This is a genomic window from Pontimicrobium sp. MEBiC06410 (assembly GCF_053601615.1).
In genome coordinates, this window is record NZ_JBSHNT010000161.1 from 91,602 (window position 1) to 105,008 (window position 13,407).

General features: G+C 32.1%; 9 protein-coding genes. 3 read left to right on the top strand and 6 right to left on the bottom strand.

Features of this window, described 5'->3' with window-relative positions:
• Nucleotides 1–178 precede the first annotated feature (178 nt).
• The 5 genes from ACVC08_RS14950 to ACVC08_RS14970 form a co-directional block, all read right to left on the bottom strand.
• Entirely contained in the window at nt 179–2,845 is a 2,667-nt protein-coding gene (locus ACVC08_RS14950; RefSeq protein WP_452602624.1) for a T9SS type B sorting domain-containing protein, read from the bottom strand.
• 117 nt (nt 2,846–2,962) lie between these two features.
• The gene (locus ACVC08_RS14955) at nt 2,963–3,253 is read right to left on the bottom strand and encodes a hypothetical protein (protein ID WP_452602625.1); all 291 of its coding nucleotides are present in this window, start codon (nt 3,251–3,253) and stop codon (nt 2,963–2,965) included.
• Nucleotides 3,254–3,255: 2 nt separating this feature from the next.
• Nucleotides 3,256–5,373 (bottom strand): DNA helicase RecQ, encoded by a 2,118-nt coding sequence (gene recQ, locus ACVC08_RS14960; RefSeq protein ID WP_452602626.1) that lies wholly within the window; start codon nt 5,371–5,373, stop codon nt 3,256–3,258.
• Between the two features lie 69 nt (nt 5,374–5,442).
• On the bottom strand, nt 5,443–7,038 hold the full coding sequence (locus tag ACVC08_RS14965) for a hypothetical protein (RefSeq protein WP_452602627.1): 1,596 nt from the start codon (nt 7,036–7,038) through the stop codon (nt 5,443–5,445).
• Nucleotides 7,039–7,090: 52 nt separating this feature from the next.
• Nucleotides 7,091–7,900 (bottom strand): DUF1853 family protein, encoded by an 810-nt coding sequence (locus ACVC08_RS14970; protein WP_452602628.1) that lies wholly within the window; start codon nt 7,898–7,900, stop codon nt 7,091–7,093.
• A 114-nt stretch (nt 7,901–8,014) separates the two neighbouring features.
• Between ACVC08_RS14970 and ACVC08_RS14975 the strand changes: the two genes are divergently transcribed.
• The 3 genes from ACVC08_RS14975 (at nt 8,015) to ACVC08_RS14985 (ending at nt 12,082) form a co-directional block, all read left to right on the top strand.
• Nucleotides 8,015–9,568 (top strand): DEAD/DEAH box helicase, encoded by a 1,554-nt coding sequence (locus ACVC08_RS14975; protein ID WP_452602629.1) that lies wholly within the window; start codon nt 8,015–8,017, stop codon nt 9,566–9,568.
• 157 nt (nt 9,569–9,725) lie between these two features.
• Nucleotides 9,726–10,847, top strand: a complete 1,122-nt coding sequence (locus ACVC08_RS14980; RefSeq protein WP_452602630.1) for a DEAD/DEAH box helicase — start codon at nt 9,726–9,728, stop codon at nt 10,845–10,847.
• 2 nt (nt 10,848–10,849) lie between these two features.
• Nucleotides 10,850–12,082: a class I SAM-dependent rRNA methyltransferase gene (locus ACVC08_RS14985; protein WP_452602631.1), complete on the top strand. Its 1,233-nt coding sequence runs from the start codon at nt 10,850–10,852 to the stop codon at nt 12,080–12,082.
• Nucleotides 12,083–12,360: 278 nt separating this feature from the next.
• Here ACVC08_RS14985 and ACVC08_RS14990 read toward each other — a convergent pair whose 3' ends face one another.
• Nucleotides 12,361–13,140, bottom strand: a complete 780-nt coding sequence (locus ACVC08_RS14990; RefSeq protein WP_452602632.1) for a hypothetical protein — start codon at nt 13,138–13,140, stop codon at nt 12,361–12,363.
• Nucleotides 13,141–13,407: the final 267 nt, after the last annotated feature.

The window sequence follows — 13,407 nt, forward strand, 5'->3', positions numbered from 1 at the left end:
ATTTTATAGGATTTACAACGGTGCAAAATAGGAAATTTACTATGGTTTTTGAAGTGCTTTTAACAGGAGTTATTAACTAAATCATTAACCCCTTTAATATGTAGCTAATGTAAGTTTTGTTAGCCTATAAATTATGAAAGTAAAAGTGTTTTATATACTACTTGTAGGCATTTGAGCATTATCTAAGTAAACTAAAATGCCCAGTTATATTTCTATGATTATTATTATGATCTGTAAGTTCTATAGTATACCAATAATCTGTTGATGGGAGTGGTTTACCATTAAGTGTGCCATCCCAACCATAAGAAAGTGGAGAGATTGTAGTTAATAATTTACCATAACGATTGTAAATATATATGGTAGTTTTCTTGTAAATGGAAGGAGAGTACCCTTTTATATTCCAAAAATCGTGAACAGTATCGTTATTTGGTGTAAAATAATTAGGAAAACCTATAACATATATTGTAATACTACTTGTACCACAACCGTTTTTATCTCTAACAAAAATTGTGTGCGCACCAGCTGGAACATTACCAAAAAAAGGCGAGTCTTGATAAGGGCCAAAGCTATTATTTAAAGCATATTCATAATCTCCAAAACCTATTGTACTAGGTAGTATAGTTAGAGAATTGTTGGCAGATCCATCATTTATAACAATACTGTTAGGTGTTAGTATTGCTATTGCAGATTCTTCAATTGTAATGGTATGTGGTATAGATTCGCAAATGTACCCATTACCATAATCGTAAGTTGCAATAACGGTATAAGTCCCGCCACTAGTAACTGTTAGTGATGATTCTGTACTAGTAATTTCTCCAAAACTGTTAGTCCAAGTGTATTGATAAGTATTTAGAGAATTGGTTATGCCTACTGTTAAATTAGGAGTGTCGTCCATGCATATAATGGCATGTGTGTTTAACTGAAATTGAGGTTGTTGTAGAACATTTAATGTAATGTAAGGGCCTAAACCTAAACACTCATCGTTTAATTCATTTTCTATACGAACGTAGATGTCTTGTTGTGTAGGAGAGTTTATATTCTCATAATTAGTAATATCTTCTATAACATTGGTTTCTGTAATAGCATCGGTAAGGGTGCTATAGTAATTTATATGTATAGGTTGGTTTGCTGGAAATAATGCAATAATATCGTTTTCTATAGTGCTGAAATTAAAAACAGCAACTCCATCTGTATCATCATCACATTCAAAAAAATCTCTATGAAATGTATCAGGAATTTGTGATACGGAAACCACTAAATCTATTTGAGAAACGTCATAACAACCATTATTATTTTCTACTCTAGCCCAAACAGTGTCTAGACTTGGAATTTGATTGTTATAAGCAGTTTCATTAAGTATAGAATTAATATTATGCTCTGCATCGTTTAATGTTTCATGATAAGTAATTACCAAAGCGTTGTTATCTGTAATTAAGTTATTCGCTAATTGCAAGTTAAATGGGCTTACACCATCTGTATTATCATCGCATTGATTTAATTGAACAATAGGTGTTATTTCTGGTAACGGAAAAATTTCTACTTCTATGGTTTCTATAGAAACAACATTACCTTTTGTTACTGTTGCTGTAACTTCATAAATACCAGGAGCGGAAAAGACATGTGTTGGTTGAAGGTTATTTGAACTATTGTTAACTCCACTTGTAGCATCTCCAAAATTCCATGCAATAGCATCTACGGTATTATTAAAAAAGAATTGAGTTTCGTCTCCAAAACAATCTTTTTGGTAGGAGAGTAGCACAAAAAAGAAAGATTGAACAAAAGCCGGTAAACCAAGGCCACTAGCTTTTCCTGCTAAGTCTATAGCATTCACATTGAGAATTGAGCTGCTACCAATGTTTTCAGGGAAGGTTATAGTACTTAAAGTATTACTTCCAGATTTTGCTATATATATTTTACCGTCTGGCGCGAGTTGTAATTGTCCATATTGAATATTTTGGTTCGTAGATAACACAAACTCTGAAGCTGGAATGTTGGTAGCATTTAAATTGTATTGAAAGATTGTATTACTAAAATTAGAAGTATATAAAAAGTTCCCTAAAGGGGAGAAGGCTGCGCCGTATGTATTAGATTTATTATTTATTGTAATTGGGTTGCTAATAACTCCTGTATCTGCATTAAAGTCAAACAAAATAGTTTCGTTTCTATTATTACACATTGCTGCTTTTTCTCCGTTTGGCGAAAAGACTAATGCGCCAACAGTGTTTTGGTTTACGCCATTACTTATTGGCCCAACACTACTTATTACAGGAGTATCGCTAACACCAGAGCTTGTAACTAAATAAGCGTAGAAGTTATTATTATTCCAACCGTGTACAACCACCCAAGTGTTTATGCCATCTGCATGCTGAACTGCCGTTACTTTTTCTGTAACAGTATCTAGTAATAATGTGTTTTTATTAGCAACTAATACCACACCTAGTCCATTATTTGGTACCATATTTACTTCAGAATATCTAAAACCATTATTTCCCGCTTCAAAATCTAGTGTAAATACAAAATAGGTGTTATTGTCTTCTGGTTTTTTTACAATTATACAAGATTGTGTAGCAGAAGGGTTACCTAATAACCCATCTCCATTACTCATAATCTCATGGTCTTTATTCCAAATTGTATTGCCTTCTGTATAAAAAAGAAGATTTCCAGAGGCATCAGAAATAGAAGCGCAACCTTCGTTAGACGATAGACTACTATTAGTTAATACTGCAGGAGGATCTACATTAAAATCTAACCCTGCATTAAAACCAAAGTACCAAATATTACCTTCGCCTTGAGCAAATATAAATTGAGAAAAAATAACAGATATAATAAGAAGTACCTTTTTCAAGTGTATTGTTTTCTTTTAGTAATAGCCATACGAAGTTAGACTATATTTAAGATACTATCAATTATTTATAGTATTAATACTCGCGTATTTATAAAATGTTGGTACTAAATAAAACCATTATTTGATTGATTTTCTGTTATAAAAGGCTAAAATCCATTTTCCGAAAATAAAATATAAGCTCATAACAGTTAATGGTCCCATAAAAAAGCCGTTAGTTATAATTTCTGTAAAACTATACTTTACGGCTATTAAAATTAAGCATATAATAAACTGAAGAACTGCATACATAATGTTGCCTCTAGGCGAGTAGCCAAACAGTCCTAAAAACTTGGTTTTAGTAATCCCAATTACAAAATGTGGCATAGCATTAGCTAATAAAGCTCCTATAATAAAGTCTATAATATCCATTGTTACATGTTTTCTTTTTCAATAACACTTAAAGCTAAACGGATTTTAAAATAGTCCATCTGCTCATTAAAATAGTCGAAATAATCTTTTAAAGTTTTAGAATTATTCAACTCTATTTTTGCCATATGTACAGCTTCTACATCGCTTTTTGAAATAAAATCGAAAATATTAATGTCTTTACCATCTAAATACAATTTGGCTATGTGCGAGTAGATAGTAGGTGTTTTTAATTGTCTTTGAATAGAGATTTCTTCAATAGAAAATCCTTTTTTATATAAGTTATATGTAAGGATATGTGTATCAGTTTTTTTTGGTTTCTTTATTTTAGAGCCCATAAAATCTAATATTTCTGCAATAAACTCATCGCCATAGACTTCCATTTTTCTTTGCCCAACTCCAGAAATGGTTAAAAACTCACTTTCGCTCATAGGGCGAACACGTTCCATTTCTTTTAGTGTAGCATCGTTGAATATAAGGTATGCGGGAAGGTTTTCTTCTAGAGAAATGCGGTAGCGCAATTGTCGTAAACGCTCAAATAAACTATTGGTTGGTGTACGTTTTGTTTTGGGTTTTGCTATCGCTTTTTCTTGCTCTTTAGTTTCAATAGGGTAAGTAAGATGCACTTTTAAGCCCTTAAAGAGCACTTTGTTTGAAAAGTCTGTAAGTTGAAGCGCATTATTTTTATGAAAAGCGATTTCACAAACCCCTTGATTTATTAATTGTATAATATAATGTTGCCAGTCTTTCCAAGAAATATCATTACCAATACCAAAGGTTTTTATTGCATCATAGCCTTTTTCTAAAACATTAGCATTTCTAGCACCTCGCAATATATCTATAATGGTCCCTGTGGCTTCTTGTTGTTTAACTCGCGTTATAGTTGATAATGCTTTTTGCGCAATAATAGTACCATCAAAGAACTTTGGAGGGTTTTTACATACATCGCAATTACCACAGTTTTCGCTTAATAATTCCCCAAAGTAACTTAATAGAATTTTGCGTCTACAAGTCGTTGCTTCACTAAACTGTTTCATACGGTCTAGTTTTGCTATTTGCACCTCTTCGTTAGAAGCTCCTGAAGCAAATTTTCGCAATTGTATTACATCGGCATAACTATGAAACAGTAAAGCATGCGCTTTTAAGCCATCTCTTCCGCCACGGCCAATTTCTTGATAATAACCTTCTATGTTTTTAGGCATATTATGGTGTATTACCCAACGCACGTTAGATTTATCTATACCCATACCAAAGGCAACGGTAGCACAAACGACCTGTGTTTTATCGAAAATAAAATCTTCTTGTATTCTAGAACGGTCTTCAAAACTTAAGCCAGCATGATAGGCATCTGTATTAATACCGTTTTGGTTTAATTTTTTAGCTATTTGCTCAGTATTCTTTCTACTTAAGCAATACACTATACCAGCTTCGTTTGGTCTTTGCTTTATAAAACGTACAATTTGGTTAGCTCTACCATCGGCAGGGCGGACTTCTAGCTCTATATTTTTACGATCGAAAGACGAAATAAACTGATTTGCATTTGGAATTTGTAATTGGTCTACAATATCTTGTCGCGTTGCTTTGTCTGCTGTAGCTGTTAGTGCTATTATTGGGGTATTGGGTAATTGACGTTTTAAAAAACCTAATTGTTGGTACGATGGTCTAAAATCGTGCCCCCAAGACGAGATGCAATGGGCTTCGTCTATAGCTACACAGCTAATGTACTGTTCGTTGAGTAAGTTTTCTAAACCACCTAAGCTTTCGGGGGCGACATATAATAGTTTTAAGCTTTTATTTATAACCCTATCTATAATTTCTTGCTGTTCTTCTGGGTGTTGGCTACTATTAAAAAAAGCCGCCGAGATACCATTAGCATTTAAACCATCTACTTGGTCTTTCATTAAAGCAATAAGTGGGGAAATAACTAGCGTTAATTGTTCTAGTATAATGGCTGGTAATTGAAAACAGATAGATTTACCACCACCAGTAGGCATAATTACTAAAGTGTCTTTTTTATTAAGAACATTCTCTATAATATCCTGTTGTTGCCCACGAAAACTATCGTAACCAAAGTTTGTTTTTAAAGTAGGGATTAATTGAGTTTGAAGCGTACTGTTTTGCATATTTAGATTGACGTTATTGCAAATTACGGAAGAAATACATGGTTATCCATAATATTAACTTACTTTAATTTAATCCAAATAATATTCTGTATATGTTTTAATATCTAACCATCCCTTTTTGCCATTTTTTGTAAAGGAGTAAAAGGATTGTGATTCTTTTTTTAGTTCGTCGTAAACGACTGTTTTATCTCTTGGGAAAATTCCAACTTTATTGTTCTTGTAAAATAAAATCTGTCCATCTTGATTATTATATTCTATTGCATCAAAACGTATAGGAAGCAATTCTTTAACTTTTGCTGGTTTAGTCGGTAAGTGGACATCTTTTCTTGTTTCTAATATTTCGTCAGATATAAAGTTGCTTTCTTCTTTTTCATAGCTATAAGTATAGATACCATACTTTTTATTTTTTTTAACTTTTAGGTAACTACTTATGTTTCTAGCTTCAAGATTATTATCGTCTGTATAGGTGTAATCCGAATCATCTAAAAAACTTACGGTATACCCTTTAGAAGTATTTAAAGTTAATTCTTCTATAGTATCAAAAGGAGCAGCTAGACCGCCACTTGTTATGGTAATACTATAGGGAGATGTCTTGCTTTTTGTAGTGTTTATTTTATGAGAAATAGAGTGTACTGTGCCACAAACACTATAAACATAACTAGGCAGAGTTTTCATTTTATTAAAATTAAAATCATAATAACTAACACCTGCATTTGTTAAAACCTCTAAACCTGTCGGTTGAAGATAAGCTTTTCTTATAGTCTGTAATGGCAATGGCTCTAATTTATGGTTGTAAATAGTACTATTTTTATTATTTATCATTTCAATAAAAAAACGATTGTATATAATAGTATCTGCTACTTTATTTAATACACGTTTTTCAAATTGATTAATCAGTTGGTATTTTTTATTGTCTACTTGTTTTAGTTTATAAAACTCATCAGGGTAAAATCTATTAAAAGCTTCAGAATATTTAACATTAACGTCTTTATGGTTAGTATTTTTAATAGGTATTATGCCATAATCGTCTGCAACAATGAGATTACTATTCTTTAATGGTAACAAAATGTGATATATGTATTTTGCGTCACCTAAAAAAGCAATATGTTTATTGTTTCCTAAGTCTAAAATAAAGGTGTAAAACCATTTGGAGTTATTAACATGCCATTGCTTTTGTTTCGCTTGTTTTACATGAATACCAAAGCCTTGGTTGGGTTGGCTTTCTCCATAATATAACTCTTGAAAATTACTAACACCGTTTTTAAAAGATTCTATATTTAAAACGCTTGCTGCAGTGTTATCTTTTTTTGGATTAGGGAAAGACCAGTTTGTATTATACAAATCATTAACTGTTATAGCTCTTAAATCTTTTATATAAGTAATACTGTCGTAATCACTTAAAATAGCCTCTAAAGTTTCATGATCGTCTTCATCTTTAGCTATTTTATGGGTTATTATTTTTGTTTTATAGTTTATATCAAAATCTATAGCTATTCTTTTAAACCTATTTGCACTAATTTTTTGATACAAACTATAGTTTAAGTCTGTATCATAAGCTATTAAAGCTATATCTTTTAATTTAACAACTGTTTCTTGCGCAAAACTGCTAGCAATACTTAATATTAAAATAAGAATTGATATAAAGTGTTTTATGTTTTTAATCATAGATATCTAAAAATTATAAATGAGTAAAGTGCTACATTATTAGTTGTAACCATTACCATGCCACAACAAAACATTTATCTAAATGCCCTTTGGGGTGTTTTAACCATAACATTGGGGAATACCCTTCGTTTTCATAGACTTTTAATTTAGGCAAAACGGCATCATAGGTTTGCCAATCTACGTTTGGTGTAACATCTAGAAGCCAATCTGTTTTTTTAGGGATATAAAATTTATAATCTTTAAAAAAAGGAAGTGTTTTATATTTAAAATAAAAGCCATAAACACACTTTGGATTTAATGTCTTTAAAACATAGCTTTTTTCAAAAGGCATGAAAATTTGGGCTTTAAAGTAAATTTGCTGAACAAAATCATTAGCCTTAAGATTTAATTTTTCTAATACAGGTTTTGTTTCTGGGGCATAGAGTAGAGGTAGCTGCTTTGTTTTAAGTTTATTTAATTTTTCATTTAAACTATCTTTACGCATGGGGCCAATACAATGGTCTATTTCGGTTGTGCCTAAATTAGGGTCGAATAAATAGTATTTAAACTGTATTTCTAAATGTATAGGTTGTTTATTTTGCATAAATAAACAATCTAACTCGCCAATAGTTACTTTACCATTTTTTATTTGAGGATTTTCTGCTAAAATAGTAATGCTATCGTGTTCTTGTAACTCTTTAGATACAAACCGTTCTACACGCTGACCAAGGCGTATGTTTTTTAAAATAGAATTACCAAAAACAGGAGTGTAATTTAATGTATCTATAAAAGGGTAAATACCATTAATAGAATTTAAAAATAGATGTGGTGTGTTAAAAAAACCACTAAACTGTGGTTGAAGGTCTTCTGTTTTATCTGTCATAATCGAGTATAAAAATAAACAATAGATAGATTCTATAAAAAAAACGACCATTTATTCTTTGAAACCTGTTTAATCGTTGTATTTTTGCGCATCGTTAAAATTTAAAAACTATTAATGTCAGTTACAGCTTTAGAATTAGAAGAACGTAAAGAAGGAAAAAGTTTATATAGTTATCAAAAAGGTGCTATTAACAAGATTTTTAAGTGTTTTGAAGATGCACCAAAAGACTATCACCTTTTATATCAATTACCTACTGGAGGAGGTAAAACGGTCATTTTTTCTGAAATCGTTAGGCAATATTTAAAAATACATAAAAAGCAGGTTTTAGTCATGACACACCGTATTGAGTTGTGTAGGCAAACCTCTAATATGCTAACAGAGTTTGGTGTAACAAACAAAATTGTAGACAGTAAGGCCGATTTATCCGATCAGCATGATTATAACTGTTTTGTTGCCATGGTTGAAACCTTAAACAACCGTTTAAATGATGATAAGTTAGATATTTCAGACATAGGATTAGTTATTATCGATGAGGCACACTATAACTCGTTTACTAAGTTATTTAAGTTTTTCGAAAAATCTTTCATTTTAGGAGTAACTGCTACGCCTTTAAGTAGTAATATAAACTTACCAATGAAAGACAACTACAATGAGTTAATTGTAGGTGAAACGATACAATCGCTTATAGAAAATGAATTTTTAGCACGTGCCGAAATATACTCTTATAATGTAGGGTTAACCTCATTAATAGTAGGTGCTAATGGGGATTATACTGTAAAATCTTCTGAGGATTTATATACCAACACAGACATGTTAACAAAGCTTATTCAAGCTTACGAAGAGCGTTGTAAAGGTAAAAAAACACTAATATTTAATAACGGTATTAATACCTCTCTGCATGTATACGATACCTTTAGAAGAGCAGGATACCCAATTGCTCATTTAGATAATAATAACTCTAAAAAAGAGCGTAAAGCCATATTAAAATGGTTTAAAGAAACGCCAGATGCTATTTTAACATCGGTAAGTATCTTAACTACTGGTTTCGATGAACCAACGGTAGATGCAATTGTTTTAAACAGAGCGACAAAATCGCTAACCTTATATTACCAGATGATAGGTCGTGGATCGCGTATTTTAAAGAATAAATCTAAATTCTCGGTAATAGATTTAGGTAACAACCTACACCGTTTTGGACCTTGGGGAAGCGATTTAGATTGGCATAAAATATTTAGATCTCCTAATTTCTATTTAGATGGAATTTTAAGTGACGAAGATTTAGAGAGTAACTTTAGGTACGAAATGCCTGAAGATTTACGTAAGGAGTTCGCTAAAAGTGAAGACGTGTATTTCGATATCAAGAAAATGTACATAGAATCTGTTAGAAATGGAGAATCGTCTAAAGTTATTTTAGAACGCTCTATACAACACCATGCAAAAATTTGTATAGAAAATAGCGAGGATTTATGGGATGCTTTAGCCTTAGCTAAATTATTAAAAGACGATATAGATTACCGCATACAACGTTATACAAAGTGTATTAGTAAAAGCACATTTAACTTTGTAGAATGGTTAAAAGACGACTATAAAAAGAAATTAAACGCGTATTTACGCTTAAATTTCGATGAAGTTTTCGAACAAATTCACGGGTATCCACCAGAGGATTAGTAGTTTTAATTACGAATTACGAATGTTCACTCTAATGTCAGTCTGAGCGTAGTAGAAGACTTTTAAAAAAATGATACTTTTCTTATAAAATTGAAATTTAAGTTGAAATAAGACTACTTAACGCCAATAGCAAATAGCAAAAAGCCAACATAAAACTATGAGTACATTTAGAGATTTAGGACTAAACAAAAACTACGTAAAGTCTTTAGAAGAATTAGGAATTAAAGTGCCAACTGAAATTCAAGCACAAGCCATTCCTATTTTAATGGCATCGGCAACAGATTTTATTGGTTTAGCACAAACAGGAACAGGTAAAACGGCTGCTTTTGGCTTGCCCATATTACATAAAGTAAACCCAAATATAAAAGAAGTACAAGGTCTTATCATTGCACCAACACGCGAGTTAGTACAGCAAATAAAAAAGCAATTGTTTAAGTTTACAAAGTATAACGATGTTAAACTTTTTGTTGAAGGGGTTTATGGTGGCGAGAAGATAGATATTCAAATAAAAAACTTACAACGTACAACGCATATTATAGTGGCGACACCTGGGCGTCTAGTCGATTTAATAGAGCGTAATATCGTCAATTTAAAACACATAAATACCGTTGTTTTAGATGAAGCAGACGAAATGCTTAGCATGGGTTTTAAACAAGATTTAACAACCATTCTACAAGCAACAACTAATAAAAAGAGGAATACTTGGCTGTTTTCGGCAACTATGCCAGAAGATTTAAAAGTTATTGTAAAACGTTACATATCGGACAAAGCAGCACGAATAGCAGTAAATAGAACAAGTATTGTTAACGAAAATATTTCGCACTTTTTTGTAGAAACGACTATTCCAGATAAACCACAAACGTTAATGCACTTATTAGAAGATAGAGAAGAGGAGCGTGGTATTATTTTTTGTAGAACTAAAGCTGGCGTGCAAGCCTTAAAACAAACACTACAAAAGGAAGGGTTTAATGTGGATGCTTTAGAAGGCGATATGCAACAACGCGAACGCGATAAAGTTATGCGAGCCTTTAAAAACACAAGTTTACAAATCTTAATCTCTACAGATGTCTCTGCTAGAGGCATAGATGTAAATAATTTAGGTTTTGTAATACACCACCAATTACCAGAACATATAGAATATTATACGCATAGATCGGGGAGAACGGCAAGAGGAGGCAAAACAGGAGAATCTATAGCATTGGTATTATCTAACGAGTTACAGCGTGTAAAAACAATAGAAAAAACGCTTCAAATACAGTTTAAAGCCTTGACACTATAATCATGTCTACTTTTTCTAAAGCTATAATTTCCAATTATAAACCTAATCGTTTAGCTGTAAAGCTTAACGCTAAAGGTGAGCAGTTTGTGCTTAGCGGACATCCTTGGGTGTTTTCTAATAATATTACAAAGATTAATGATACTGCCGAAACTGGAGATTTGGCTATTATCTTCGGAAAAAATAAAAACAAAGTTATAGGTTTGGGTTTATACGATGCAGCATCTCCCATTCGTATTAAAATGTTGCATAGCGAAAACAGAAGTGTTCAAATTAATGCTAAATTTTTTCATAGTAAAATTGAAACCGCCTTTTCTAAACGCCAATCGCTTTTAGAAACCAATACTAATAGCTACAGATTGTTATTTGGTGAAAATGATGGTTTTCCTGGCTTAATTGCCGATAAATACGCAACTGTTTTAGTGGTTAAGCTATATTCTGAAATATGGTTACCGTATTTAGAGTCTATTTTAAAGAGTTTACAAATGGTTTCAGAATGTGAAACTATTGTTATGCGTTTAAGTCGTGGTTTACAACAGTCTATGCGTCATCATTTAAAAGATGGAGAAGTGGTTTATGGTACGTTAGAACACGAAGTGGTACAATTTGTAGAACATGGGGTTAACTTTTCGGCAAACGTTATTAAAGGGCATAAAACGGGCTATTTTTTAGACCACAGAGATAACAGACGGCAAGTAGGAGAGTGGAGTAAGGGCAAAACGGTTTTAGATGTGTTTAGTTATGCTGGCGGATTTTCGGTACACGCCTTAGCAAATGGTGCTAAAACAGTTACAAGCTTAGATATTAGTAAACAGGCTTTAGAGATTGCGTTACAAAATGGTAAACTAAACAACTATACAGGAAAACACTATACTATTGCTGGCGATGCTTTTGCCGAATTAAAGCAATTAATTAAAAATGGTAAAACTTTTGATGTCGTTGTGATTGATCCTCCAAGTTTTGCAAAACAACAGAAGGAAATAGACTTAGCTAAAAAGAAATATGCGCAATTAGCCAATTTAGGCGTACAATTAACCGCTAAAAATGGTTTGTTAGTGTTGGCCTCCTGTTCGTCTAGAGTATTAGCACAAACGTTTTTTGATATTAATACGCAAACGTTATTAGCGTCTAAACGTAAGTTTGATATTATTAAAAAAACAGAGCATGATACCGATCATCCTGTTGGGTTTCCTGAAGGGGCTTATTTAAAGTGTGGGTATTATAGGTTTTTTAGTTAGGTAAGTTGCTTGTATTTTATTCCGTTAATAATTTATTCAGTTTTGGAAATTCCGTGACCATATTTTTGTCAGTATAATTTCCGTATTCAAATCTGTGCTATCGGGTATATCTTATTTATACATTTTTTTTGGTTATTGTAGCTAACTATTGTATAAGATTAGTTGCGTGTTTTAAGCACTAAAGTTAGAAAATAAAACACAGATAGAAAGTCCGCTAGGACTTTCGTAAACTGGCTAAAACCAGCAATTAATTTTATACGGTGTTAGCCATAGTATTTTTAATTTCCGAATGGACTTTTATCGTTCATAAACGGACTCTCAAAGGTTGTCCAATCAGTTGTTTTTAATGATTTCCCGTCAGTATTCATTGGTGTGAACCTAACTTTATATTTTCCTTTATTTTTATAAGTAAATGCTCCTGCACACATTCCGTGTCCAACATTTAGCTTACCATTCCATTCTTTTATGTAAAAGACTTTTTTATCGTTAGTGGTCAAGTCAACAACTTCTGTCTTATACCAAATTTCAGATTCCGATTTATTTTTTACATTAAAAATTGCATTTGCAGATGGTCCACAACCATAGTGGATAACTTCGGTTTTTTCAAACTCAACATTCAAGTTAGAATTCAGGTTTTCGAGTTCTTTTTTGTCCGTCGTTTTCCAATAGACTTTTTCTCTTACTTTTTTTTGTCTGTTGTATTGCTTCATTTCTCTTCCTTCATTTTCGGTTTGGTCAGAGTATTTAAGAAAGTATTTTGTATTTGGCTTTAATTCTGATGTTGGACAAAAAATAGCTTGGGTTAATTGCATTTGTCCAGTATAGAATTCTTCAAGATTCAGTTCAATTAATTCTCCATTTTCACTTTCAAGGTAAACTTTTCTGTTTTTAAAACTTTTTATTGTTTTTTGACTAAACGCATATCCTTGAATTATAAATTTTGAATTCAAGCCAATTTCTTTTGGTTCTGGAAAGAAATACATTGCACTCATTGAACATTCTGCAAATGCTGTTTTAACTCCGAAAGTCAGTAATAAAAGAAGTATGATTTTTTTCATAATGTTAGTTTCTTAAATAACCTCAAATATCGTTCCGTTCATATTACGGTCAAGTATAAGAGCAGTAGCGGATTTCAAGGCGATTACCTGTCCGCCACCACAAAAGTTTATTGAATGCACAGACCTTGATTTTACCACTGCACCCGCTATTGCTCTTATACAATGTTGTGCGGTCGTACTTTCTTCTTTTATGTCTGTGAGCGTTGGCAAAGACATACTCTTTTGCAATTTTTGGCTTGTGTGTCGGCTAGCGCGAATTGCAAATGT